27 protein-coding genes are annotated in these 25,129 nt (G+C 60.7%); 15 read left to right on the top strand and 12 right to left on the bottom strand.

The annotated features are described in order from the left end of the window. Positions 1-37: 37 nt before the first annotated feature. On the bottom strand, positions 38-697 hold the full coding sequence (locus tag AB7M25_RS01470) for a glutathione S-transferase family protein (RefSeq protein ID WP_429387091.1): 660 nt from the start codon (positions 695-697) through the stop codon (positions 38-40). Between the two features lie 124 nt (positions 698-821). Between AB7M25_RS01470 and AB7M25_RS01465 the strand changes: the two genes are divergently transcribed. The 3 genes from AB7M25_RS01465 (at position 822) to AB7M25_RS01455 (ending at position 4,612) form a co-directional block, all read left to right on the top strand. Further along, complete coding sequence (locus tag AB7M25_RS01465) at positions 822-1,106, top strand: hypothetical protein (protein ID WP_007978820.1); 285 nt, start codon at positions 822-824, stop codon at positions 1,104-1,106. A gap of 222 nt (positions 1,107-1,328) precedes the next feature. Continuing rightward, positions 1,329-1,574: a TIGR02647 family protein gene (locus tag AB7M25_RS01460; protein WP_104450258.1), complete on the top strand. Its 246-nt coding sequence runs from the start codon at positions 1,329-1,331 to the stop codon at positions 1,572-1,574. A 194-nt stretch (positions 1,575-1,768) separates the two neighbouring features. Beyond that, positions 1,769-4,612: a class I adenylate cyclase gene (locus AB7M25_RS01455; RefSeq protein ID WP_454236910.1), complete on the top strand. Its 2,844-nt coding sequence runs from the start codon at positions 1,769-1,771 to the stop codon at positions 4,610-4,612. Positions 4,613-4,619: 7 nt separating this feature from the next. Here AB7M25_RS01455 and rnk read toward each other — a convergent pair whose 3' ends face one another. The 3 genes from rnk to cyaY all read right to left on the bottom strand — a co-directional run bounded on the left by rnk (position 4,620) and on the right by cyaY (position 5,812). Continuing rightward, on the bottom strand, positions 4,620-5,030 hold the full coding sequence (gene rnk / locus AB7M25_RS01450) for a nucleoside diphosphate kinase regulator (RefSeq protein WP_429387086.1): 411 nt from the start codon (positions 5,028-5,030) through the stop codon (positions 4,620-4,622). A 229-nt stretch (positions 5,031-5,259) separates the two neighbouring features. Next, on the bottom strand, positions 5,260-5,475 hold the full coding sequence (locus AB7M25_RS01445) for a DUF1289 domain-containing protein (protein WP_429387084.1): 216 nt from the start codon (positions 5,473-5,475) through the stop codon (positions 5,260-5,262). Positions 5,476-5,479: 4 nt separating this feature from the next. After that, a complete protein-coding gene (gene cyaY, locus AB7M25_RS01440) occupies positions 5,480-5,812 on the bottom strand; it encodes an iron donor protein CyaY (protein WP_429387082.1) in 333 nt (110 codons plus the stop codon). A gap of 307 nt (positions 5,813-6,119) precedes the next feature. Between cyaY and lptM the strand changes: the two genes are divergently transcribed. From lptM to AB7M25_RS01410, 6 genes are read left to right on the top strand one after another with little or no spacing between them, the layout of a single operon-like run. Further along, positions 6,120-6,296, top strand: coding sequence for an LPS translocon maturation chaperone LptM (gene lptM / locus AB7M25_RS01435; RefSeq protein ID WP_007980804.1), 177 nt, complete (start codon positions 6,120-6,122; stop codon positions 6,294-6,296). A 12-nt stretch (positions 6,297-6,308) separates the two neighbouring features. Then, positions 6,309-7,556, top strand: a complete 1,248-nt coding sequence (gene lysA, locus AB7M25_RS01430) for a diaminopimelate decarboxylase (protein ID WP_454236909.1) — start codon at positions 6,309-6,311, stop codon at positions 7,554-7,556. 4 nt (positions 7,557-7,560) lie between these two features. Then, positions 7,561-8,391 carry a diaminopimelate epimerase gene (gene dapF, locus AB7M25_RS01425; protein WP_429394954.1) on the top strand — a complete coding sequence of 277 codons (831 nt, stop codon included), beginning with the start codon at positions 7,561-7,563 and terminating at the stop codon, positions 8,389-8,391. A gap of 13 nt (positions 8,392-8,404) precedes the next feature. After that, positions 8,405-9,130, top strand: a complete 726-nt coding sequence (locus tag AB7M25_RS01420; protein WP_429560968.1) for a DUF484 family protein — start codon at positions 8,405-8,407, stop codon at positions 9,128-9,130. A 2-nt stretch (positions 9,131-9,132) separates the two neighbouring features. Beyond that, the gene (gene xerC / locus AB7M25_RS01415) at positions 9,133-10,032 is read left to right on the top strand and encodes a tyrosine recombinase XerC (protein ID WP_429560969.1); all 900 of its coding nucleotides are present in this window, start codon (positions 9,133-9,135) and stop codon (positions 10,030-10,032) included. Continuing rightward, complete coding sequence (locus AB7M25_RS01410; protein WP_218481084.1) at positions 10,029-10,736, top strand: HAD family hydrolase; 708 nt, start codon at positions 10,029-10,031, stop codon at positions 10,734-10,736. The genes xerC and AB7M25_RS01410 overlap by 4 nt, the downstream gene beginning before the upstream one ends. Before the next feature lie 186 nt (positions 10,737-10,922). Here AB7M25_RS01410 and sutA read toward each other — a convergent pair whose 3' ends face one another. The 4 genes from sutA to glnK form a co-directional block, all read right to left on the bottom strand. Continuing rightward, positions 10,923-11,246 carry a transcriptional regulator SutA gene (gene sutA, locus AB7M25_RS01405; protein WP_007980816.1) on the bottom strand — a complete coding sequence of 108 codons (324 nt, stop codon included), beginning with the start codon at positions 11,244-11,246 and terminating at the stop codon, positions 10,923-10,925. Between the two features lie 101 nt (positions 11,247-11,347). After that, complete coding sequence (locus AB7M25_RS01400) at positions 11,348-11,773, bottom strand: secondary thiamine-phosphate synthase enzyme YjbQ (protein ID WP_015097344.1); 426 nt, start codon at positions 11,771-11,773, stop codon at positions 11,348-11,350. Between the two features lie 214 nt (positions 11,774-11,987). Beyond that, the gene (locus AB7M25_RS01395) at positions 11,988-13,325 is read right to left on the bottom strand and encodes an ammonium transporter (protein WP_104450262.1); all 1,338 of its coding nucleotides are present in this window, start codon (positions 13,323-13,325) and stop codon (positions 11,988-11,990) included. A gap of 35 nt (positions 13,326-13,360) precedes the next feature. Continuing rightward, entirely contained in the window at positions 13,361-13,699 is a 339-nt protein-coding gene (gene glnK / locus AB7M25_RS01390; RefSeq protein WP_002555808.1) for a P-II family nitrogen regulator, read from the bottom strand. Positions 13,700-14,118: 419 nt separating this feature from the next. Here glnK and AB7M25_RS01385 point away from each other — a divergent pair, with 419 nt between their 5' ends. Further along, positions 14,119-14,379 (top strand): accessory factor UbiK family protein, encoded by a 261-nt coding sequence (locus tag AB7M25_RS01385; RefSeq protein WP_007980822.1) that lies wholly within the window; start codon positions 14,119-14,121, stop codon positions 14,377-14,379. A gap of 389 nt (positions 14,380-14,768) precedes the next feature. Next, complete coding sequence (locus AB7M25_RS01380) at positions 14,769-15,290, top strand: BRO-N domain-containing protein (RefSeq protein ID WP_454236908.1); 522 nt, start codon at positions 14,769-14,771, stop codon at positions 15,288-15,290. 50 nt (positions 15,291-15,340) lie between these two features. Here the strand turns inward: AB7M25_RS01380 and AB7M25_RS01375 are convergent, their stop codons facing one another. Both AB7M25_RS01375 and AB7M25_RS01370 read right to left on the bottom strand, forming a co-directional pair. Continuing rightward, entirely contained in the window at positions 15,341-15,646 is a 306-nt protein-coding gene (locus AB7M25_RS01375; RefSeq protein WP_429387062.1) for a HigA family addiction module antitoxin, read from the bottom strand. Between the two features lie 8 nt (positions 15,647-15,654). Beyond that, on the bottom strand, positions 15,655-15,933 hold the full coding sequence (locus tag AB7M25_RS01370) for a type II toxin-antitoxin system RelE/ParE family toxin (protein WP_007980828.1): 279 nt from the start codon (positions 15,931-15,933) through the stop codon (positions 15,655-15,657). A 272-nt stretch (positions 15,934-16,205) separates the two neighbouring features. Here AB7M25_RS01370 and AB7M25_RS01365 point away from each other — a divergent pair, with 272 nt between their 5' ends. Continuing rightward, a complete protein-coding gene (locus AB7M25_RS01365) occupies positions 16,206-17,699 on the top strand; it encodes a YifB family Mg chelatase-like AAA ATPase (RefSeq protein ID WP_429387059.1) in 1,494 nt (497 codons plus the stop codon). Between the two features lie 125 nt (positions 17,700-17,824). Here the strand turns inward: AB7M25_RS01365 and AB7M25_RS01360 are convergent, their stop codons facing one another. After that, positions 17,825-18,745 (bottom strand): LysR substrate-binding domain-containing protein, encoded by a 921-nt coding sequence (locus AB7M25_RS01360; RefSeq protein ID WP_015097348.1) that lies wholly within the window; start codon positions 18,743-18,745, stop codon positions 17,825-17,827. 158 nt (positions 18,746-18,903) lie between these two features. On the opposite strand from AB7M25_RS01360, the gene AB7M25_RS01355 reads away from it, so the two are divergent. After that, positions 18,904-20,301, top strand: a complete 1,398-nt coding sequence (locus AB7M25_RS01355) for a NorM family multidrug efflux MATE transporter (protein ID WP_454236907.1) — start codon at positions 18,904-18,906, stop codon at positions 20,299-20,301. Positions 20,302-20,436: 135 nt separating this feature from the next. Here AB7M25_RS01355 and AB7M25_RS01350 read toward each other — a convergent pair whose 3' ends face one another. Beyond that, complete coding sequence (locus AB7M25_RS01350; RefSeq protein WP_429517476.1) at positions 20,437-22,110, bottom strand: putative bifunctional diguanylate cyclase/phosphodiesterase; 1,674 nt, start codon at positions 22,108-22,110, stop codon at positions 20,437-20,439. Positions 22,111-22,374: 264 nt separating this feature from the next. Here AB7M25_RS01350 and rep point away from each other — a divergent pair, with 264 nt between their 5' ends. Next, positions 22,375-24,384: a DNA helicase Rep gene (gene rep, locus AB7M25_RS01345; protein WP_007975144.1), complete on the top strand. Its 2,010-nt coding sequence runs from the start codon at positions 22,375-22,377 to the stop codon at positions 24,382-24,384. Between the two features lie 55 nt (positions 24,385-24,439). Next, positions 24,440-25,012, top strand: a complete 573-nt coding sequence (locus AB7M25_RS01340) for a xanthine phosphoribosyltransferase (RefSeq protein WP_007975145.1) — start codon at positions 24,440-24,442, stop codon at positions 25,010-25,012. Positions 25,013-25,129: the final 117 nt, after the last annotated feature.

Below are 25,129 nucleotides of genomic sequence, written 5' to 3'. Positions count from 1 at the left end.
TTGCTCGCGAAGGCGATCGACAGAACGCCGCAAAAATCTACTTCCTGGCAGAAATCATCGCCATGAACGCCGGCATCGCCGCCTCCTTGTCCGCCGCGATCCGCTTCACATTCGGATTCTGATCCAGACGCTCCAGCAACGCCTTGGCCTTCGGCATTTCAGCCAACAAATCAATGCCGAACAACTTGTGTGCCACGCCACACGCCAGCGGCACGCTGTACAGGAAATACAGATCCGCCACGCTCAAGCGGTCACCCGCCACGTAAGGGCTGAATTTGCCGTGCCGGCCCAGCGCAGCCATCCCCAGCAACAGTTCGGCCTTGGTTTTTTCCTTGATCGCATCCGGCAGGGTCATGCCAAAAAAGGCTTCGCCGTAACAGGCGCGGCCCGGCAGTTCGATATACAGCTCGATTTCCTTGGCCAGCGCCAGTACCTGAGCACGCTCGAACGGATCACTCGGCAGCAGTGGCGTGCCTTTCTGGCTTTGCTCGATGTATTCGAGGATGACGGCGGTTTCATTGATGAACCCCTGCTCTACGTGCAGCACCGGGACCTTTCCACGCGGGCTGATGGCCAGTGCTTCGGGAGCGGTGCCACCGTAAAACGGCACTTCTTCGAAAGGCAGTCCTTTTTCCAGCAGCGCCAGTTTGACCATGTTGTAGTAGTTACTGACGGAGAATCCATAAAGCTTGATCATCACAAAGCCTCCAGGCCATGCGGGGTGGGCAGTGCCTGTTTATAGAACGCTCGAGGGTTTCTTGCCAGCAGCATCACGCCAATGAATACGGGTAAACTGGCCGCCTTTCCCTGAGGAGCCTGCCATGAGCGAGCCAATCGACATCGAAGACGACGAAGAAGAATTCGCCGAAAATACCTTGATCGAAGCTATCGAAAATCAGATCGAAAGCGACAATCCGCCAGCGGCCAAGGCGACCTTCAACAAGCTGACCCTGGTGGGCTACGAGCGGGAAGAGATTCTCAACCTGATGGCTCACGTTTTGGCAGTGGAAATCGACGCGATCCTCGAAGAAGACCGCGCGTTCAACACCGAATGGTACGAAGCTGCGCTGCGCGCATTGCCCGAGTTGCCGCCGCAAAAGCAGTAGGCCTACGCCCCCCTGTAGGAGCGAGCTTGCTCGCGAAAAACCCGAGAGCGCCGCGGGGCGTCAGGTTTCCAGCGTCATCGTTGAAGACCATCGCGAGCAATCGAGCGTCGACCGGCTGCTCCTACAGAGAAAAAAAACCCTGTCGCCAGCACTGGACATGCCGGACAAGCGGGTTCACCTTAGGGGCGCTGTCGTCCAATTCCTAGAAAGTCTGGAGTCCTTATGTCGCTTACCCCTGAGCTGGTTGCCGAACTGGAAGTCCTCGCACTCTTCAACCTGGACAGTTCCCAGGAAGGCCTGAAAATTCATCAGACCGCTGCCCCGAAACACATTGCCGCCGCCAAACGTCTCTTTGAAAAAGAACTGACCGATCAGCCTGATGGTGGCTACCTCACCAGTCTGGGTCGCGACGCCGCGCAAAATGTGCAAACGATGCTCACCATTCTGAGAGCCGAAGAAACAGCCTGAATTCGCCTGCATCGCCCACGGAAACCCCTGCTGAAAGGATTTCCGCGGGCGCATTTCATTACCCGCTGCCGCGACGCGATAGAAATCTGACGCCTGAAATACAAAATCAGCTTAAAAGTCCCGTGGTCGAGGCGCTAAACTGCCCCCCACCTGAGACTCCCACGTCCGCGCCCTGCGAGCCGGTTTGAGCTGACATGACCCGCAACCATGAAATCCGCCCTGATCTGGACGAGGGAATCGACCGCAAGGTTCTCAGCCAGCTGCGCGCACGCTTTCTGAAACTCAACGAAGGGCGCATGGCTCGTGCCATGGAAGGCTTGTCGACTCGTCAGCAAGGAGTTTTGACCTTGCTGCCGCTGTTTTTCCACGTTAATCATCCGCTATTGCCCGGCTACGTTTCCGGCAGTACGCCGGCGGGGCTGTCGAACTTCGAACCGGACGCCAATGTCCTCGCAGAAGCCCAGCGCCTGACCCGCTCGTTTTCCTACAAACCTCGCCACGGCAGCAACCCGCCGAGGCCGATTCACGGACTGTTCCTGATGGGTAGCCTCGGCACCCTGGCCCAGGCCGACCAGAGCGACATGGATGTTTGGGTCTGCCATGGGCCGGACCTGACCGAGAACGAACTCGCCGAACTGCGCAAAAAATGCCAGCTGCTGGAAGCCTGGGCCGCCAGCCAGGGCGCCGAAGCGCACTTTTTCCTGATCGAACCGACCCGTTTCGTCCGTGGCGAGCGCGATACCCAGCTGAGTTCGGAGGATTGCGGCACCACCCAGCACTACCTGTTGCTTGACGAGTTTTACCGCACCGCGATCTGGCTGGCCGGGCGTACGCCGATCTGGTGGCTGGTGCCGGTCTACGAAGAATCGAGCTACGACCGCTACACCCATACCTTGATTTCCAAGCGCTTTATCCGCTCCGATGAAACCCTCGACCTCGGCAACCTGGCCTTTATCCCGCCTGGCGAGTTTATCGGCGCCGGGCTCTGGCAGTTGTTCAAGGGCATCGAGTCGCCCTACAAGTCGGTACTCAAACTGCTGCTGACCGAGGTCTATGCCAGCGAACACCCCAGGGTCCATTGCCTGAGCCTGCGCTTCAAGCAAGCGGTGTTCGCCAACCGGCTCGACCTCGACGAGCTGGACCCGTACGTCGTGGTGTACCGGCGCATCGAGGAATACCTGATCGCCCGCAACGAACCGGAACGGCTGGAACTGGTGCGTCGCGCGCTGTACCTGAAGGTCAATCGCAAACTGACCGGCAGCAGCCGCACCCAGGGCTGGCAACGTTCTTTGCTCGAGCGCCTGGCCCATGAATGGCGCTGGGACCCGCGCCAACTGGCCTTGCTCGATAGCCGCAGTCAGTGGAAAGTCCGCCAGGTCGGCTCCGAGCGGCGGGCACTGGTCAATGAACTGAACTACAGCTACCGCTTCCTCACCCAGTTTGCCCGACAGGAGCAAACGGTCAGCCGCATCAACAAGCGCGACCTGAGTGTCCTCGGGCGTCGGCTATACGCCGCTTTCGAGCGCAAGGCCGGCAAAGTCGAATTCATCAACCCCGGGATCGCCCCGGACCTGGCTGAAGACACCCTGACGCTGGTGCACGCGCCGAACAAGAAAGAACCGGGGCAAAGCCAGTGGGGTTTGTACAACGGCAGCCTGACGGCGCTGGAGTGGGAACATTTCGCGCCGATCAAACGCAGCCGTCACTTGCTCGAGCTGCTGACCTGGTGCCACCGCAATGGCGTAATCGACAGCAGTACCCGCCTGGCCCTGCACCCGGGCACCAGCGACTTGAGCGAGTTCGAGCTGTTCAACCTGCTCGGCAGCCTGCAACAGACTATCGCCCTGCCCTTGCCCACCGTCGCCGAAGAACCTCTGCTGCGCGCCAGCGTGCCGAGTGAAGTGCTGATTCTGGTAAATGTCGGCATCGATCCGCTCAAGCACCATCGCGACCTGAACATCCTGATGACCACCGAGCGCACCGATTCCCTGAGCTACGCCGGGGTTCGGGAAAACCTGGTGCTGACGCTGGACCAGGTCACGCTCAATAGCTGGAACGAAGTGCTGGTGGCTCGCTACGACGGCCCCCACGCCCTGCTCGACTGCATTCGCGATTACCTCAACAACCTGCCAGCCGGGCCGCAACAGCCGAAGCTGAGGGTGCGCTGTTTCTGCCATAACCGCGCGCAGTTCATCGCCCAACGGGTGGAAGACATCCTCGACACTGCGCAGAACCTGCTGCTGAGCCGGCTCAATCACCGCTACCTGATCCAGGTCCAGCAGCACTACCACGTGCTGGAGCTGGTACCGGGACAGGTCCAGCACATCGCACTGGACACCCTGCCGGCGTTGATCGACTACCTGGGTGAAGAAATGGCGAGCTACAGCCCGCTTCACCTGGATCCAAACGCACTGGAAGAGCACGACCTGGCGCTGTTGCTGCCAACGGGCCAGCCGGACTGCATCCAGGTGTTCTACCGGGTCAACGAAGATCAGGCTGATCTGTACGTGCTCGATGAGTTCAATGCCCTGTGGCAGCAACGCCTGCCCTGGCACGACGAGCAAAGCCTGCTGGTGCCGCTGCAGCGTTTCCTGCAATCGATCCAGTACCGTCGCGATGCCCTGTTGCCGATGGACGCTGCCCACCCCTTGAACCTCGACACCCGGTATTGCCAGTTGCTACCGTCAGGCCCTGGCCGGGCGCGCCGCATTGAAGCCCGGCCGGTGCCGCAGACGCCAGTGAACAAACCGTTTTACGACGTGCAGGCGATCGTCGGCAAAGCCGCACCGGGTCAGGTGCAGGTGACGCTGTATTGCAATCAACGGGAGTTTTCCGAACTGGAGCATGGCGACCAGCTGTTCAGCGTGGTCGCCCGGGAAATCGTCGAGCAGCGCCGGGAAACCGACCGCTACCGCTGCTACATCACCGACCTCGACCTGTCAGGCCTGCTCGGCGAAGGGCAGAGTTCCACCCATCTGTACCTGCGCTACAAAGCAGACCTGGAGCAGGCATTGAACGAGGCGCTCGATCAGGTCTGAGGGAATGTCACTCCGGGAACGCGCCGCCATTGGCCGGCTGCGATTCGACTTCCAGCAGCGTCAGCTTCAGGGTCTTGCCGCCCGGAGCCGGCCAATCGATATGCTGGCCAACCTTCAGACCGAGCAGCGCGCTGCCCACCGGCGCCAGGATCGAGACCTTGCCTTGGTCGGCATTCGCATCCTTGGGGTACACCAGGGTCAGGTGGTAGTCCTTGCCACTGCCTTCTTCCCGGCAATGCACACGGGAATTCATGGTCACGACATCCGCCGGCACTTCATCGTGGCCGACCACGGTATCGGCGCGATCCAGTTCGGTTTGCAGCGCAATAACGCCCGGCAGCGTCTCGTCCAGGCTGTCGATCAGGCGCTGCAGACGCTGGACGTCCAGACGGGTAAGGGTGATGGAAGGTGCGGTCATGATCTGGGCAGACTCCTTTCTTCTGCACGAAAAAAGCAAAACCCCGCCAGAAAAAGGCGGGGTTTTCACAAGCCTCGATGGGTTGAGGCGTATCTGGACACTATCACAGCTCAAAAAATATACAAGTCAGAACCGGACAGCGCGAAAACCCTGTAGGAGCCGGCTTGCCGGCGATGGGATTTTGAAATGTGCGGTGATCTGCAGGCCGCCATCGCTGGCAAGCCAGCTCCTACAGAGGTCGGCGGTTCAGGGCCTGCGCGCAAATCACCCGTCGGCGCTCGTCATCGGCCGAGCGCCATTCGCGGATGTCTTCGACATGGCGCAAGCAGCCCAGGCAGACTTTCTGCTCGTCCAGCCGACACACACCGCTGCATGGCGACGGCACCGCCGGGCTGACATTACTGTAGAGCGGCTTCGGTGGGCGGACAGACGCAGGCTGGGTCACGATCTCACAGGCCTTCGAAATCGAGCTCGACACCGGCCTGCTGCTTGACGATACGCTCAAGCATTTCACCCAACTGCTCTTCGCTCTTGTCACACATCCAGCGCTCGCTTTCTTCGTCGTAGTCGAAGTGGAAACCACCGGACACCGCGGCCAGCCACAACTGCCGCAGCGGCTCCTGGCGACTGAAAATCAGCGAAGTGCCGTTCTCGAACTTGACGGTCAACACACCGGCCGAGCTTTCGAGGTCGATGTCCAGGTCGCTGTCGTCAAAGATGTCCTCCAGGGTTTGCTGGGTGGTATCGACCAGGTCGTGGAAACGCGCTTCGGACAAACTCATTACGGCAACCTCAAAAAGTGTCTGATCAGGCTCAAGCGCCGCAAGATACGGCCGAGCTTCGTCGATTGCAAAGGATAACGACCAAGCGGCCGTTTGTGGGAGCGGGCTTGCCCGCGAAAGCGGTGGCTCAGTCAACAAAGAGGTTGAATGTGCTGGCCCCTTCGCGGGCAAGCCCGCTCCCACAGGGATTGCGTGATACCAACCGGTATCGGCCCAACCCCCGCCGGACGGGCGGTCCGTTGCATAGGCAAGCTGCCGGGTGGCCGGTATACTCCGGCGCAATTAATGCATTTTCAAGGATTTCGCCATGAAGCGCCTGATCTCTTCCCTTGCTGCGCTCCTCGCGGTTGCCTGCCTTGTGTCGGCCTGCGGTCAAAAAGGCCCGCTGTACCTGCCCGATGAAGACCAGGACCCTGTCGAGCAAGCCAAGTCGTCGCAGCAGCAGCCTGCCTCCAAAGCACACAAGCACGACGTCTACCAATAATAAGGGAACCTCATGGACGCTTTTAACTACCGTGACGGTGAACTGTTCGCGGAAGGTGTTGCCCTGTCTGCCATCGCCGAGCGCTTTGGTACACCGACCTACGTTTACTCCCGTGCACACATCGAAGCCCAGTACCTGGCTTATGCCGATGCGCTGGCCGGCACGCCGCACCTGGTGTGCTTCGCAGTCAAGGCCAACTCCAACCTGGGCGTCCTGAATGTCCTGGCGCGTCTGGGCGCCGGTTTCGACATCGTCTCCCGTGGTGAACTGGAGCGTGTGCTTGCCGCTGGCGGCAGCGCCGACAAGATCGTGTTCTCCGGCGTCGGCAAGACCCGTGACGACATGCGTCGCGCCCTGGAAGTCGGCGTGCACTGCTTCAACGTCGAATCCACCGACGAGCTCGAACGCCTGCAAGTGGTCGCTGCCGAACTGGGCGTTCGCGCGCCGATTTCGTTGCGCGTCAACCCGGACGTCGATGCCGGCACCCACCCGTACATTTCCACCGGTCTGAAAGAGAACAAGTTCGGCATCGCCATCGCCGACGCCGAAGACGTGTACGTGCGCGCCGCGCAGTTGCCGAACCTCGAAGTGGTCGGCGTCGATTGCCACATCGGTTCGCAACTGACCACCCTGCCGCCGTTCATCGACGCTCTCGACCGCCTGCTGGCCCTGGTCGACCGCCTCGGCGATTGCGGCATCTACCTGCGCCACATCGATCTCGGTGGTGGCCTGGGCGTGCGCTACAAGGACGAGGAGCCGCCACTGGCCGGCGACTACATCAAGGCCGTGCGCGAACGCCTCGATGGTCGCGACCTGGCACTGGTGTTCGAGCCAGGCCGCTTCATCGTCGCCAACGCCGGTGTTTTGCTGACCCAGGTCGAATACCTCAAGCACACCGAGCACAAAGACTTCGCCATCGTCGACGCCGCCATGAACGACCTGATCCGCCCGGCGCTGTACCAGGCCTGGATGGACGTCACGGCCGTGCGCCCGCGTCAATCGGCGGCCCGCGCCTACGACATCGTCGGCCCGATCTGCGAGACCGGCGACTTCCTGGCCAAGGATCGTCAGCTGGCCCTGGAAGAAGGCGACCTGCTGGCCGTGCATTCGGCCGGTGCCTACGGGTTTGTCATGAGTTCCAACTACAACACCCGCGGCCGTACCGCTGAAGTGTTGGTGGACGGTGATCAGGCATTTGAAGTGCGTCGCCGTGAAACGGTAGCCGAGTTGTTTGCTGGCGAAAGCCTGCTGCCGGAGTAAAACCATGCTGCTGCGTTTTACCAAGATGCACGGCCTGGGCAATGACTTCATGGTCCTCGACCTGGTCAGCCAGCACGCGCACATCCTGCCCAAGCATGCCAAGCAATGGGGCGACCGGCACACCGGCATCGGTTTCGACCAATTGCTGATCGTCGAGGCACCGAGCAATCCGGACGTGGATTTCCGCTACCGGATCTTCAACGCCGACGGCTCCGAAGTGGAACAGTGCGGCAACGGTGCACGCTGCTTCGCCCGTTTCGTGCTCGACAAGCGCCTGACCGCAAAGCGGCTGATTCGGGTCGAGACCAAAAGCGGCATCATCGAACTGGACGTGCGTAACGACGGCCAGATCAGCGTGAACATGGGCGCCCCGCGCCTGGTGCCGGCGGATATTCCGTTCCAGGCACCGGAGCAGGCCAAGAGTTATCAGGTCGACGTCGACGGCACTCCGGTCGATCTGGCCGCCGTGTCCATGGGCAACCCCCATGCCGTGCTGCGGGTCAGCGATATCAACAACGCGCCGGTGCATGAGCTGGGGCCGAAAATCGAACACCACCCGCGCTTCCCGGCACGGGTCAATGTCGGCTTTCTCCAGGTCATTGACCGGAACCGCGCGCAGTTGCGCGTCTGGGAGCGTGGAGCCGGGGAAACCCAGGCTTGCGGAACCGGCGCCTGTGCCGCCGCAGTGGCCGCGATCAGCCAGGGGTGGATGGATTCGCCGCTATTGATCGACCTGCCTGGCGGGCGCTTGTCCATCGAATGGGCAGGCCCTGGCCAGCCGGTGATGATGACCGGCCCGGCAGTGCGTGTATATGAAGGACAAGTGCGTCTTTGAGTGAGCAAAATCCATGACAGACAAGCCTCAGGTACCCGCACGACAAGCTGACGAATCACCGTCCGAAAGCCTGGAGGCGGCGGCTGTTGCCGCGTACCTGGAGGCTCATCCGGACTTCTTCGTCGAGCACGAAGAACTGCTCCCGTCCCTGCGTATTCCCCATCGACGCGGCGATACCGTGTCGCTGGTGGAGCGTCAGATGACCATTCTGCGCGACCGCAACATTGAACTGCGTCATCGCCTGTCGCATTTGATGGACGTGGCCCGGGACAATGACCGGCTGTTCGAAAAGACCCGTCGCCTGATCCTCGCGCTGATGGACGCCGCCAGCCTGGAAGACGTGGTGATGTGCGTCGAAGACAGCCTGCGCCAGGAATTCCAGGTGCCCTTCGTCAGCCTCATCCTGCTCGGCGACAACGCCATGCCGGTGGGCCGCTGGGCCACTCACGCCGAAGCGCAAGTGGCCATCGGCGGCTTGCTCTCGGAAGACAAAAGCGTCAGCGGCAGCCTGCGCGAGCATGAACTGGACTTCCTGTTCGGCGAAGAACAGCGCAAGCAGATCGGCTCCACCGCGGTCGTCGCCATCAGCTACCAGGGCATCCACGGCATCCTGGCCATCGCCAGCCGCGATCCGCAGCACTACAAAAGCTCGGTGGGCACCTTGTTCCTGAGCTACATCGCTGAAGTCATGGGTCGCGTGCTGCCACGGGTCAACAATCCCCTGCGCTCGGTACGCTGAACATGGAACGACAACTGGACGCTTACTGCGAACACCTGCGCAGTGAGCGGCAGATGTCGCCGCACACGCTGTCGGCCTACCGCCGCGACCTCGACAAAGTGCTCGGCTGGTGCGTCAAACAGAACATCGGCAGCTGGGCGACGCTGGACATCCAGCGCCTGCGCAGCCTGATTGCCCGCCTGCACGCCCAAGGGCAATCGTCCCGCAGCCTGGCGCGCTTGCTGTCGGCCGTTCGCGGGCTCTATCACTACCTCAATCGCGAAGGCCTGTGCGACCACGATCCGGCCAATGGCCTGACGCCGCCGAAAGGTGAACGCCGACTGCCGAAAACCCTCGACACCGACCGCGCCCTGCAACTGCTGGAAGGCGGTGTGGAGGATGACTTTCTGGCACGTCGGGACCAGGCGATTCTGGAGTTGTTCTACTCTTCCGGGCTGCGGCTGTCGGAGCTGACAGGGCTCAATCTCGATCAACTCGACCTCGCCGACGGCATGGTCCAGGTGCTCGGCAAAGGCAGCAAGACCCGCCTGTTGCCAGTAGGAAAAAAAGCCCGCGAAGCGCTGGAGCAGTGGCTGCCACTGCGGGCCATGGCCAACCCGGCGGACGATGCGGTGTTCGTCAGCCAACAGGGTCGACGTCTCGGCCCCCGAGCGATCCAGGTGCGGGTCAAGGCTGCCGGCGAGCGCGAACTGGGGCAGAACCTGCATCCGCACATGCTGCGGCACTCCTTCGCCAGCCATCTGCTGGAATCCTCCCAGGACCTGCGCGCGGTGCAGGAACTGCTCGGGCACTCGGACATCAAGACCACGCAGATCTACACCCACCTGGACTTCCAGCACCTGGCCACGGTCTACGACAGCGCCCACCCAAGGGCCAAACGCATTAAGGGCGACGATTCATGAGCATTCAGTTGATCACCTTCGACCTCGACGACACCCTGTGGGACACCGCACCCGTCATCGTCAGCGCCGAAGCCATATTGCGTGCATGGCTGACCGAACATGCACCCAACCTGGGGGCGGTGCCGGTGGAACATTTGTGGGCCATACGCGAACGCATCCTGAGCATCGAGCCGAACCTCAAGCACCGCATCAGCGCCTTGCGCCGGCGCGTGTTGTTCCAGGCCCTGGAAGAAGCCGGATATCCCCATGCTGAAGCGTCGGACCTGGCCGATCAGAGCTTCGAAGTGTTTCTGCATGCCCGGCATCAGCTGGAAATATTTCCGGAGGTGCAACCGACCCTGGAGTTGCTGGCCAACCATTACGCCCTCGGCGTGGTCACCAATGGCAACGCCGATGTGCGTCGGCTGGGGCTGGCGGACTACTTCAAGTTTGCGTTGTGCGCCGAAGACATCGGCATCGCCAAACCTGATGCGCGTCTGTTCCATGAAGCCTTGCAACGTGGTGGCGCGACGGCTGATACGGCGGTGCATATTGGCGATCATCCGGGCGATGACATTGCCGGTGCGCAACAAGCGGGGATGCGGGCGATCTGGTTCAACCCGGCGGGCAAGGTCTGGGAAGCGGACCGGCTGCCGGATGCGCAGATTGGCAGTCTGACCGAGTTACCAGCGTTGTTGGCGCGGTGGAACAAGGCTTCGGCCTGACACAAAACCTGTGGGAGCGGGCTTGCTCGCGAATGCGGTGTACCAGTCGACATTGATGTTGGCTGACGCGACGCCTTCGCGAGCAAGCCCGCTCCCACAGTAGATTGTGTTCAACCCGACAGTTTTGTTCCGGGCATGAAAAAGCCCGCAGCGACGGCGGGCTTTCTCAGCAAGCGGGTAGCAGGCTCAGATAGGCCGGCTGCCGTACTTGTTATCCGGCTTCTTGGGAGGATCGGCGACCACATTGGCCTCCACTTCCTGCACCTTGCCACCACGCGCAAGGAACTCTTCCATGGCCTTGGCCAGGGCATCGCGTTCCTTGTTCTTGGCTTCGACACTCGGCAGCTCATCGACCGATACCGCTGCCTTGGCCTTGCCTTTGGCGGTCGGAACCGGCGCATCACCGCCGTCGTCTTCAGCGACGTCTTCCGCCGCTGCTTCCAGACCTTCTTCGGTTTCGTCGTCGTCGCCTACTTCGAGGTCGTCGTTTTCCAGATCATCGTCGCTCATGTTCTACCTCATGACTTGCGAAAAGCAGATTAGTTATAGCCCAGCTTTGCCCTCTGTCGAAGGCTGCCGGAAAAAAATCAACAGCCGCTGCTGACCAGCGGTTATGCCTCTTCACCGTGCACGGTGGCGAGGACTTTACGGGCACCGCCATGATCGCGGTGCTCGCCCAGATAAACGCCTTGCCAGGTTCCCAACGCCAGCCGGCCTGCCGAAATCGGCAAACAGAGCTGACAGCCAAGCACGCTGGCCTTGAAGTGCGCCGGGAGGTCGTCCTGGCCTTCGTCGTTATGCTCATAGCCGTCTGCTCCTTGTGGGATCAGACGATTGAAAAACCGTTCGAAGTCGCGACGTACCGCCGGATCGGCGTTCTCGTTGATGGTCAACGACGCCGAGGTATGCTGCAGCCACAAGTGCAACAGACCGACCCGACACGCCTTGAGTTCAGGCAGGCCGGCGAGTAACTCGTCCGTTACCAAGTGAAAGCCCCGGGGCCTCGCCCGCAAGGTAATCAGAGTCTGTTGCCACATACAGTTCTCCGCACGTTCGGGGCGCATTCTAGCGCGCTCTGGGAAAAAACAAAGGCCCTAATATTCCTTCAATCCTGTAAGCCTTCGACCGCACAAAAACACCCGACGTAAACAACCTAAAACCTGTAGGAAAAAACCTTTCAGCTCACCCTTCAATGACAAATTTCAGACAAAAAAATGCCCGGCAAGCCGGGCAAGTTTTTTATGCGCGTGCTTACAAGTTGTAGCCGCGTTCGTTGTGAAGCGCCAGATCGATGCCGACCGCCTCTTCTTCTTCATTGATGCGCAGACCCATGACCGCATCCAGCACCTTGAGGATGATGTACGTGGCGATCGCGGTGTAGATCACCGTGAAACCTACGCCTTTGCACTGAATCCACACTTGTGCGGCGATGTCGGTCACGGTGCCGAAACCACCCAGGGACGGCGCGGCGAACACACCGGTCAGGATTGCGCCGAGGATACCGCCGATACCGTGTACGCCGAAGGCGTCCAGGGAGTCGTCATAGCCGAGCTTGCGTTTCAGGGTGGTCGCGCAGAAGAAGCACACCACGCCAGCCGCCAGACCGATGACCAGCGCGCCCATCGGGCCAACGGTGCCGGCAGCCGGGGTAATTGCAACCAGGCCGGCAACCACGCCCGAAGCGATGCCCAGTGCGCTAGGTTTGCCATGGGTGACCCACTCGGCAAACATCCAGCCCAGCGCAGCAGCGGCAGTCGCGATTTGCGTCACCAGCATCGCCATGCCGGCGGTACCGTTGGCCGCAGCGGCGGAACCGGCGTTGAAACCGAACCAGCCGACCCACAGCATGGCCGCGCCCATCAGGGTATAACCAAGGTTGTGCGGTGCCATCGGCGTGGTCGGGAAGCCTTTGCGTTTGCCCAGCACCAGGCAGGCAATCAGACCGGCCACACCGGCGTTGATGTGCACCACGGTGCCGCCGGCGAAGTCCAGAACGCCCCAGTCCCACATCAGGCCGCCGTTACCGGACCAGACCATGTGCGCAATCGGCGCGTAAACCAGGGTGAACCAGATGCCCATGAAGACCAGCATCGCGGAGAACTTCATCCGCTCGGCGAAGGCACCGACGATCAGCGCCGGCGTGATGATGGCGAAGGTCATCTGGAAGGTGATGAACACCGCTTCAGGGAACAGCGCCGCAGGACCGGTCAGGCTGGCTGGCGTGACACCGGCAAGGAATGCCTTGCCCATGCCGCCGAAGAACGAGTTGAAGTTGACGACGCCCTGCTCCATGCCGGTGGTGTCGAACGCGATGCTGTAGCCATAGATGACCCACAGGATGCTGATCAGGCCGGTAATGGCGAAGCACTGCATCATCACGGAAAGAATGTTTTTCGACCGGACCATGCCGCCGTAGAACAGCGCGAGGCCGGGAATGGTCATGAACAGCACCAAGGCTGTAGAGGTCAACATCCAGGCGGTGTCGCCGGAGTTGAGGACCGGGGCCGCCACTTCGTCTGCCGCCAAAGCAAGGCTGGGCATTACGATAGACAACAGGGCTCCTAGCCCTGCGAATTTACGCAGAGTCATATTGTTTTCTCCTGGGGCGTTGGGTTTGTGGCGGCTTAGATAGCGTCGGTATCGGTTTCGCCGGTACGGATGCGAATCGCCTGTTCCAGATTGACCACGAAGATCTTGCCGTCACCGATCTTGCCGGTGTTGGCAGCCTTGGTGATGGCCTCGATTACCCGGTCCAGATCCTTGTCGTCGATGGCGACGTCGATCTTCACCTTGGGCAGGAAATCGACCACGTATTCCGCGCCGCGATACAGCTCGGTGTGACCCTTCTGCCGACCAAAGCCTTTGACTTCAGTGACGGTAATGCCCTGCACGCCGATCTCGGACAGCGACTCGCGTACGTCGTCCAGCTTGAACGGCTTGATGATGGCAGTGACTAGCTTCATGAAAACTCTCTCCCGAATTGGTGGACTTGCCCCAGGAAAACAAACCCGTCTCAAGTCTAAGCGCAGTGCCTGGCTTTGTAACGCATCGTCGGCCTTACCTGCCCGTCCGACGCCAGCTAACCGCTCCTTGCGAAGCACTCCCCGTGATTCGCCTGGCGCACTGCATTCGTCACAGCGACTGCATCAGTGCATGGGTCACCAGCATCTAAGCAGAAAGCTTGCCATCTCCACAAAACTGACTGTTTTCAAGCCTTTACCGGCGGATGGCGGACACTTCGCGACAACACCCGGCACGTTACGCACAACAACGGTGCGACGCCGTCCGTCCCGATGCGCGAAAACCGTGCACCCTTTGCCCGCGCAAATGACTATAGACACTGCGTGATACACTGCCCGTCATTGTTTCCAGGACATTGCCCATGCTCGCGCCAAAAGACTTCCTCGACGCCCTGACCGGCACCGCCTCCCGCCTCTTCAGCGGTGACACGCCGCTGCCGAAAGCCGAAATCGAAAGCCAGTTCAAAATGTTGCTGCAGAGCGGCTTCAGCAAACTGGATCTGGTGAGTCGGGAAGAGTTCGATAGCCAGATGGTTGTACTGGCACGCACGCGGGCGCGGCTGGAGGCTCTTGAAACGAAGGTCGCGGAGATGGAAGCGAAGCTCAATCCGCCAACCGAGTAACCCATCAATCCCGCTTTGAAACACAGCCCCCTGTAGGAGCTGCCGAAGGCTGCGATCTTTTGATCCCAAGCCCCGCAAAAATCCCGGCAACGTCCTACAAACATCACACCGCCGTCCGATTGCGTCGCCAGGTATACGGTCTCTAAGCTCATCCCCGCTGAATGTTCAGCACTGGGTTTGGCGACCTGGAAAAACCCCGACGCACTACGACCACATTCGAAATAGGGAGTTTCTCCCCATCTTGAGTTATGGCAGCTGTGCGTGGGAGACCTTAAGGTCTGCCGGTTTTTCGGGCGTCACCGGTTCGCCAACCCGCGCATGGCTGCCACCCTTTTCGTTTGGCGACGATCAGAGGCAGTTTCTCTTCACTCGACCCCGAGAACTGCACGATGGAAGAAAACTACCTAACCCCCCATATCTTCACCCGCCACAAACTCCACCTCCACGCCCTCCTCCTGCAAAACCAACCCTGGTTCAGCGCCCGCGACCTAGGCCGACTACTACGCATCCACCTCAACGACCGCCAACTCCGAAAACTCGATCCCGACCAATACCAAACCACCAAAACCCTCATCTACGGCCGCATCGAAAACACCCTGCTGATCAGCGAATCCGGTGTCTACGCCATGCTCGTCTACCACTACTGCCCCGAATACCGAGCCTTGCGTGAATGGCTCACCCACGAAGTCGTCCCCGCCCTGCGAGACGCCCAACACCCCACCACAACCGAACGCCCACAACTGAGCCTGCTCAACTGGCCGGAAATTTCGTTGAGCTTGCTGCACTGGAATAACCAGCCGTGGATTCGGTTGCAGGATGTTCCGCAGATGCTGCCTGATCAGGAGGCTTCAAGGCCTGCTTTCAGTGCGCCTTGGTGGAAAAGAGCCGCGAAGATTCTTCACGCACTTTGAATAAAAACCCCACGCTTTTGGCGTGGGGTTCAGAAAATCCAAGACAACAATCAGGCACAGTGCGCGAGCCGCTCAACCTGATCCCGAATCGCAGCCCCTCGCTCAATCTCGGCTTTACGCAAATCGTAAGTCGATTGCAGGTTCAGCCAAAATTCCGGGGTAGTGTCCAGACAGATAGATAACCTTATAGCCATATCAGCACTGACACCCCGACGCTGGAGCACGATGTCGTTCACCGTAGGTGTCGACACATTCAACGCTCTTGCCAGAGCGGCAGCCGTAAGGCTCAGAGGCTCCAGGTATTCCTCTTTGAGGATCTCGCCAGGGTGAACCGGGCGCATACCATTCTTAGTCATTACTCACCTCAGTGATAATCGACGATTTCGACATTCTCTGGTCCGTTAGGACCCCAAATGAAGCAAATTCGCCATTGAGCGTTGATACGGATGCTGTACTGACCTTTTCGATTCCCCTCCAGCGCCTCCAGGCGATTACCTGGCGGGGATCGAAGGTCTATCAACACGGCAGCAGCATCAAGCATCGTCAGCTTTCGTTCCACGACGCTCAGAATGGCTGACCACATACGGGTCTTACCGTTGCGAAACAGGTACTCGGTCTCAGAACACTTAAAGCTAACGATCATAATTTAAAGCTTAACGTTATGCATTAATCTTGAGTGTATAAGCTGACTTGCCAAATGCAACCAAGAGGGCGTGACTCTCAGTGACCTTTCAACATTTTAGGAAAAGGACTACCTGCTCGACTCCTCAGAGCCTTCATTGATCATCTCGCACTTCAGCGCAGGCAATATCCTGCGATAGTTTCCCTACCCCTGCCGTCACGCGAAAACGCCAGCACACAACTACCCTTCAACAACCCGCAGGAAGCGGCTCCCGATTAGCTCAAGGAACGACCATGTCCCTCTCCATCGTCCACAGCCGCGCCCAGGTGGGCGTCGAGGCACCCGCCGTCACCGTAGAAGTTCATCTGGCCAACGGCCTGCCATCCCTGACCATGGTCGGCCTGCCCGAGGCGGCGGTGAAGGAAAGTAAGGACCGGGTGCGCAGTGCGATCATCAATTCGGGGCTGCAATTTCCGGCGCGACGAATCACGCTAAATCTGGCGCCGGCTGATTTGCCCAAGGATGGAGGGCGCTTCGATCTGGCGATTGCCCTGGGGATTCTTTCGGCCAGCGTGCAGGTGCCGACGCTGACACTGGATGACGTGGAGTGTTTGGGGGAGTTGGCCCTGTCAGGTGCGGTACGGGCAGTTCGAGGGGTGTTGCCGGCGGCGTTGGCGGCGCGCAAGGCCGGGCGCTGGCTGATGGTGCCACGGGCGAACGCTGAGGAAGCGTGCCTGGCGTCGGGACTGAAGGTGATTGCTGTTGACCATTTGCTGGAGGCCGTCGCGCATTTCAACGGGCATACACCGATCGAGCCTTACGCTTCCGATGGACTGCTCTGCGCCAGCAAACCTTATCCCGATCTGAATGAAGTGCAAGGGCAGCTGGCGGCCAAGCGTGCGCTGCTGATTGCGGCGGCAGGCGCTCACAACCTGTTACTCAGTGGTCCCCCGGGGACCGGAAAAACCTTGCTGGCGAGTCGTTTGCCAGGGCTGCTGCCGCCGCTGACCGAAAGCGAGGCGCTGGAAGTGGCGGCGATTCAATCGGTCACCAGTTGTGTGCCCTTGCGTCACTGGCCACAGCGCCCCTTTCGCCAGCCCCATCACTCCGCCTCCGGCCCCGCTTTAGTGGGTGGTGGCTCGAAACCGCAACCGGGTGAAATTACCCTCGCCCACCACGGCGTCCTGTTTCTTGATGAGCTTCCCGAGTTTGAACGCAGAGTATTGGAGGTCCTGAGGGAGCCGATGGAATCCGGGCATATCGTCATCTCGCGGGCGAAAGATCGCGTGCGCTTTCCGGCGCGCTTTCAATTGGTGGCGGCAATGAATCCCTGTCCCTGTGGATATCTTGGCGAGCCAAGCGGGCGCTGCTCCTGCACGCCGGACATGGTGCAGCGTTATCGCAACAAGCTGTCGGGGCCGCTGCTCGATCGCATCGACCTGCACCTGACTGTCGCCCGGGAAGCCACGGCGTTGAATCCAAAAGTGAAGCCAGACGAGAACAGCGCCAGCGCTGCGGTGCTTGTCGCCGAGGCTCGTGAGCGCCAGCAGAAGCGCCAGAGTTGTGCCAATGCGTTTCTCGATCTGCCGGGGCTGCGCCGGCACTGCAAGTTATCCACAGCCGATGAGCACTGGCTCGAATCTGCCTGTGAACGATTGACCCTGTCATTGCGCTCGGCACACCGGTTGCTCAAGGTGGCGCGGACGCTGGCGGATCTGGAACAGGTTGATGCGATCAGCCGTGAGCATCTGGCGGAGGCGTTGCAGTATCGGCCGGCGACTCAGTGAGTGCTGAAACCGAGGCGCGCCTTTCGCGGGCAAGCCCGCTCCCACAGGTTCTGCGTCGTTCATGCAATGGCATATCGACGGCAATCCTGTGGGGGCTTGTCCGGGTAGAAACCGGGGACATCCTTTCAACTCAAATGCACGACATCCGGCAATTCCATGGACCGGACTTCGTTTTGCAGAAAGTCGCTGAGCCGGCGCATGCGTTCGCCGCCGGGACGGGTTTTCGGCCACACGAGGTAGTAACACAAGCCGCTGGCCACCGCTGTCGGCCACGGCAGGCTCAAGCGGCCCTGAGCCACGTCCTCGGCGACCATCAGCAGATCGCCCATGGACACGCCATAGCCTCGCGCAGCGGCGATCATGCCCAGTTCCAGGGTATCGAACACCTGCCCGCCCTTGAGCGACACCTGTTCGGCCAGGCCCATGCGCTCCAGCCAGTTGCGCCAGTCGCGGCGGTCCGGCGTCGGGTGCAGCAACTCGGTGTTGCTCAGGCGTTCGACATCCCAGGGCTGGTCGCCCCGCAGGTTGGGTGCGCCGACCGGGATCAACTCCTCGGGGAACAGGTAACTCGCCTCCCAGTCCGGAGGGAAATGTCCGTTGCTTAACAGCACCGCACAGTCGAACGGCTCGTCGTTGAAATCCACGGAATCGACGTCCATCCACGCACTGGTCAGCTGCACTTCGTTGCCCGGTTGCAGATGGCGGAAGCGACTGAGGCGCGCCAGCAACCAGCGCATGGTCAGGGTCGACGGGGCTTTCATGCGCAGGATGTCGTCTTCGGCGCGCAAGGTATTGCAGGCGCGCTCCAGGGCGGTGAAGCCCTCGCGAATACCCGGCAACAGCAAACGGGCCGACTCGGTCAGTTGCAGGTTGCGGCCACTGCGGTGAAACAAGCGGCAGGCAAAATGCTCTTCGAGCGTACGAATATGTCGGCTGACCGCACTTTGGGTAATCGACAGTTCCTCCGCGGCCCGGGTAAACGACGTGTGTCGCGCCGCCGCTTCAAATGCGCGCAGGGCATATAAGGGAGGAAGACGACGCGACATCAGGAAAGCTCCTACAGCGGTTTTTGGATACCCTAGCAGAAACTATCCAGCATGAGTTTGAATCATGCTACCCATCCTTTTTATCCCTTTGTGCAAACGCCGCAGAGCGCCGAGAATCGACGCTTTCCTGTCCACTTCCAGAATCGAGCGCGATGACCATGCAGCATCCAGCACGTACTGAACTCTGGGCCATCCTGCGGCTGGCGGGGCCGCTGATTGCCTCGCAGTTGGCGCACATGCTGATGGTCCTCACCGACACTCTGATGATGGCGCGCCTGAGTCCCGAGGCGCTAGCCGGTGGCGGGCTCGGCGCGGCGACCTATTCGTTCGTGTCGATTTTCTGCATCGGCGTGATTGCTGCCGTCGGCACACTGGTGGCGATCCGTCAGGGAGCCGGGGACATTCTCGGGGCGACCCGGCTGACCCAGGCCGGGTTGTGGTTGGCATGGCTGATGGCGCTGGTCGCCGGTTTGCTGCTGTGGAACCTCAAACCGGTGCTGCTGCTGTTCGGCCAGACCGAAAGCAATGTCCAGATGGCCGGGCAGTTTTTGATCTTCCTGCCGTTCGCCCTGCCCGGCTACCTGAGCTTCATGGCCCTGCGCGGGTTCACCAGCGCCATTGGCCGTGCGACACCGGTGATGGTCATCAGCCTGGGCGGGGCCGTGGCCAACTTCCTGCTCAACTATGCGCTGATTACCGGCATGTTCGGCCTGCCGAAGCTGGGGCTGATGGGCATCGGGCTGGTCACGGCGATTGTCGCCAACCTGATGGCCCTGGCGCTGGCGTGGCACATTCACCGGCATCCGGCTTATGAGGCTTATCCACTGCGTCAGGACCTGTCGCGGCTGAATCGCCAGTACCTGAAGGAGTTGTGGCGTCTGGGCCTGCCGATTGGCGGCACCTACGCGGTGGAAGTCGGGCTGTTTGCCTTCGCCGCGCTGTGCATGGGCACCATGGGCAGCACGCAACTGGGCGCCCACCAGATCGCCCTGCAAATCGTCTCGGTGGCGTTCATGGTGCCGGCGGGGATTTCCTATGCGATCACCATGCGCATCGGTCAGCATTACGGCGCCGGGCAACTGCTGGATGCGCGGCTGGCCGGGCGGGTCGGCATTGCGTTCGGGGCGGCGGCGATGCTGTGTTTCGCCATGGTCTTCTGGCTGTTGCCGAATCAGTTGGTCGGTTTGTTTCTCGACCACAACGACCCGGCGTTCCGCGATGTCATCAACCTCGCCGTGAGCCTGCTCGCGGTGGCGGCATGGTTCGAGCTGTTCGACGGCACGCAAACCATCGCCATGGGCTGCATTCGCGGGCTCAAGGATGCCAAGACCACGTTCCTGGTGGGCCTGGGTTGCTATTGGCTGATTGGCGCTCCGGCGGCGTGGTGGATGGCGTTCCACCTGGATTGGGGGCCAACGGGTGTCTGGTGGGGCCTGGCGCTGGGGCTGGCGTGTGCGGCGGTGAGCCTGACGCTGGGGTTTGAGTGGAAGATGAAGCGGATGATCAAGCGCGAAACGACGTCAGAGCAGCGCTTCGAAGTCGCTCAGCCTGACTGAGATCCCTTGTAGGAGCGAGCCCGCTCGCGATAAACCCGAGAACGCCGCGGGGCACCTGCCAACCAGCGTTATCGTTGACGACCATCGCGAGCAAGCTCGCTCCTACAGGGTTCCGTGGCAACCAATTACTCGTGATCAGCTTACGACTTCCAGCGGCGGCTGCTGGCTGGAGCCAAACATCAGATATTCCACCAGCTCGGCCAACGGCAATGGCCTGCTGATCAAATACCCCTGCACCTGATCGCATTCGAACCCGCGCAGCAGATCCAGTTGCTCCGGTGTCTCCACACCTTCGGCGACCACCTCAAGGTTGAGGTTGTGCGCCAGGTTGATCATCGCGTGGACCAGCTTGCGGTTTTCCTCACGCTGTTCCATGCCACCGACAAAGCTCTTGTCGATTTTCAGCAAAGTGATCGGCAGGCTGTTGAGGTGCACGAACGACGAGAAGCCGGTGCCAAAGTCGTCGAGAGAGAAGCGCACACCGAGGCGCCCAAGGGCGTCCATGGTCTGTTTGACCAGATCGCTGCGGCGCATCACGGCCGTTTCGGTCAACTCGAACTCCAGCCATTGCGCTTCGACGCCGCGCTCGGCAATCAGGCGACTCAGGGTCGACAGCAACTGACTGTCCTGGAACTGCCGGAATGACAGGTTGATCGCCATGTGCAACGGCGGCAAACCCAGCTCAAGCAGCGCCTGCATGTCGCGCAAGGCCCGGGAAATTACCCAGTAGCCCAGCGGCACGATCAGGCCGCTTTGCTCGGCCAACGGCACGAATTCGCTCGGTGGCAGCAAGCCGCGCTCGGCATGGCGCCAGCGCACCAACGCTTCGAGGCCGACGATCTGCCCGTCTTCAAGGTTCAGCCGTGGCTGGTAGTGCAATTCCAGCTCATCGCGACGTAACGCCCGGCGCAGCTCGGTTTCGAGGTCGGCGATGCTGCGGGCATTGCGATTGATACGTTCGTTGAAAATGTGAAAGGTGCAGCCCTGGGTGCTTTTGGCCTGCTGCATGGCAATGTGCGCGTGCCACATCAGCGGGTCCGCACCGGCCTGGGCCCGGGCGTGGGCAATGCCCAGGCTGGAGCCGATCAACAGGCTTTCGCCGTCGACCCAATAGGGTTCGGCCAGCGCTTCGCTGATGCGCTCGGCCATCCACTCGGCACGCTGGGGAGCACGACGGGTGTCGATCAGCAGCGCGAATTCATCACTGCCCAGGCGCGCGAGTTGATCGCCGGCTTCAAGCTGGCTCTTGAGCCGCGCCACCACTTGCAGGATCAGGCGGTCACCGGCCTGATGGCCGAGGGCATCGTTGGCATAACGAAAGTTGTCGAGGTCGAGATGCCCGAGGGCCAGGCCGCGACCGTCGTTTTCCGCCAGCCGCGCCGTCAACAGGGTCTGGAAGCCCTGGCGGTTGGCGATGCCGGTGAGCGGATCTTGCTCGGCCAGCCGTTGCAGGGTGTTTTCCAGCACGCCACGTTCGCGCACATGGCGCAGGCAACGGCGCAACATGCCCGGATCGAGATGATCGCGCACCAGCCAGTCACTTACACCGTCGGGCGGGGTCAGCGGCTCATGGTCGAGCAGCAACACCGTCGGCAGGCTGCAACGGCCCGGCGCCGGTTGAAGTTGCGGGATGGTCAATAACACCGCGCTGCGGTTGTCATCGAACAGGCTGCTGACCGACTCCCAACTCGGCGCGCTGATGAGCACGGCCGAGCTCCCCATCGGAGCCAGACACTCGCGCAACAACGCTGCCCACGCTGGCTCTTCGGCCAGTAGCAGCAAACGCAAGGGTTCGACAGGCGTAGACAAGCTAGCTCCCTAGACTCTGCAAAGATGTAGGCGACGGGCATTATGCCGTCCCGATGACCAATGACAATGACATCAGCTATCAAAACGGGCCCTTTGTATCTGGAATTACGAACATTAGCCGCAAATTCGTTGCGCATCCTGCGTGAAAGTAACAAAACCGGCAATTACAGATAGCGCGGTACGTCACAAGTCGGACAGAGCAGCACAATTCGCTGAGCCTGTTAAAATGCCGGCCCATTTCGTGACTGACTCCTGAATTTACCTATGTCCCGACTCAATCCCCGGCAGCAAGAAGCCGTGAGCTACGTCGGCGGCCCTCTTTTGGTGCTCGCCGGTGCAGGCTCCGGCAAGACCAGCGTGATCACGCGCAAAATCGCGCACCTGATCCAGAACTGCGGCATCCGCGCCCAGTACATCGTCGCCATGACCTTTACCAACAAGGCCGCCCGCGAGATGAAGGAACGGGTCGGCACCCTGCTGCGTGCCGGTGAAGGTCGCGGGTTGACGGTCTGCACCTTCCACAACCTGGGCCTGAACATCATCCGCAAGGAACACGTGCGGCTGGGCTACAAACCGGGCTTCTCGATCTTCGACGAGACTGACGTCAAAGCCCTGATGACCGACATCATGCAGAAGGAATACTCGGGCGACGACGGTGTCGACGAGATCAAGAACATGATCGGCGCCTGGAAAAACGACCTGATCCTGCCGGCCCAGGCCCTGGAAAACGCGCGCAACCCCAAGGAGCAGACCGCCGCCATCGTCTACACCCACTACCAGCGCACGCTCAAGGCGTTCAACGCAGTGGACTTCGACGACCTGATCCTGCTGCCGGTGAAGCTGTTCGAAGAACACGCCGACATCCTGGAAAAGTGGCAGAACAAGGTGCGCTACCTGCTGGTCGACGAATACCAGGACACCAACGCCAGCCAGTACCTGTTGGTGAAAATGCTCATCGGCAAACGCAACCAGTTCACCGTGGTGGGCGACGATGACCAGTCGATCTACGCCTGGCGCGGTGCCCGCCCGGAAAACCTGATGCTGCTCAAGGAGGACTACCCGTCCTTGAAAGTGGTGATGCTGGAGCAGAACTACCGCTCCACCAGCCGCATCCTGCGCTGCGCCAACGTGCTGATCTCGAACAACCCCCACGAATTCGAAAAGCAGCTGTGGAGTGAAATGGGCCACGGCGACGAGATCCGCGTGATCCGCTGCCGCAACGAGGACGCCGAGGCCGAGCGTGTGGCCATGGAAATCCTCAGCCTGCACTTGCGCACCGACCGCCCGTACAGCGATTTCGCGATCCTCTATCGCGGCAACTACCAGGCCAAGCTGATCGAGCTGAAATTGCAGCACCACCAGGTGCCGTATCGCCTGTCCGGCGGCAACAGCTTTTTCGGCCGTCAGGAAGTGAAAGACCTGATGGCCTACTTCCGCCTGATCGTGAACCCGGATGACGACAACGCCTTCCTGCGGGTGATCAACGTGCCGCGCCGCGAGATCGGCTCGACCACGCTGGAGAAGCTCGGCAATTACGCCACCGAGCGCAAGATCTCGATGTACGCCGCCACGGACGAAATCGGCCTGGGCGAGCATCTGGACAGCCGCTTCACCGATCGCCTGTCGCGCTTCAAGCGCTTCATGGACAGGGTGCGCGAGCAGTGCGCCGGCGAAGACCCGATCTCCGCCCTGCGCAGCATGGTCATGGACATCGACTACGAGAACTGGCTGCGCACCAACAGCTCTAGCGACAAGGCCGCCGACTACCGCATGGGTAACGTGTGGTTCCTGATCGAGGCGCTGAAGAACACCCTGGAAAAAGACGAAGAAGGCGAAATGACCGTCGAGGACGCCATCGGCAAACTCGTCCTGCGAGACATGCTCGAGCGTCAGCAGGAAGAGGAAGACGGCGCCGAAGGCGTGCAGATGATGACCTTGCATGCGTCCAAGGGACTGGAATTCCCCTACGTGTTCATCATGGGCATGGAGGAGGAAATCCTCCCGCACCGTTCCAGCATCGAAGCCGACACCATCGAAGAAGAACGTCGCCTGGCCTACGTGGGCATTACCCGCGCGCGCCAGACCCTGGCCTTCACCTTCGCGGCCAAGCGCAAGCAGTACGGCGAGATCATCGATTGCGCGCCGAGCCGCTTTCTCGATGAGTTGCCGCCGGACGATCTGGCTTGGGAAGGCAACGACGACACACCGACCGAAGTCAAAGCCGTGCGGGGCAACAACGCATTGGCAGATATACGCGCGATGTTAAAGCGCTAGAATTGACCACTTTTATATGACCTTCGGCGCACAGGCGCCAAAAGAGGACAGCTTCATGGAAGCCCTGCACCAGAAAATTCGCGAACAAGGCATTGTGCTTTCCGACCAGGTCCTGAAGGTCGACGCCTTTCTGAACCACCAGATCGACCCGGCCCTGATGAAGCTGATCGGCGACGAATTCGCCACGCTGTTCAAGGACTCGGGCATCACCAAGATCGTCACCATCGAAGCCTCGGGCATCGCCCCGGCGATCATGACCGGTCTGAACCTCGGTGTGCCGGTGATTTTCGCCCGCAAGCACCAGTCCCTGACCCTCACCGAAAACCTGCTTTCGGCGACCGTTTACTCGTTCACCAAGCAGACCGAAAGCACCGTGGCCATCTCCCCGCGCCACCTGACCAGCAGCGACCGCGTGCTGATCATCGATGACTTTTTGGCCAACGGTAAGGCGTCCCAGGCGCTGATTTCGATCATCAAACAGGCCGGCGCTACCGTGGCGGGCCTAGGCATCGTGATCGAGAAGTCGTTCCAGGGCGGCCGTGCGGAGCTGGATTCGCAGGGTTATCGCGTGGAGTCGTTGGCTCGCGTGAAGTCGCTGGCCGATGGGGTTGTCACTTTCATCGAATGACCCACAAATCCTGTAGGAGCTGGCTTGCCAGCGATGGCGTTACAACAACCAACATCGAGGTTTGATGTTATGGCCTCATCGCTGGCAAGCCAGCTCCTACAAGGGTTCGTCGTTGGC

The sequence above is a fragment of the Pseudomonas sp. AP3_22 TE3818 genome, from assembly GCF_053628995.1.
This window is presented reverse-complemented; position numbering and strand designations above follow the sequence as displayed.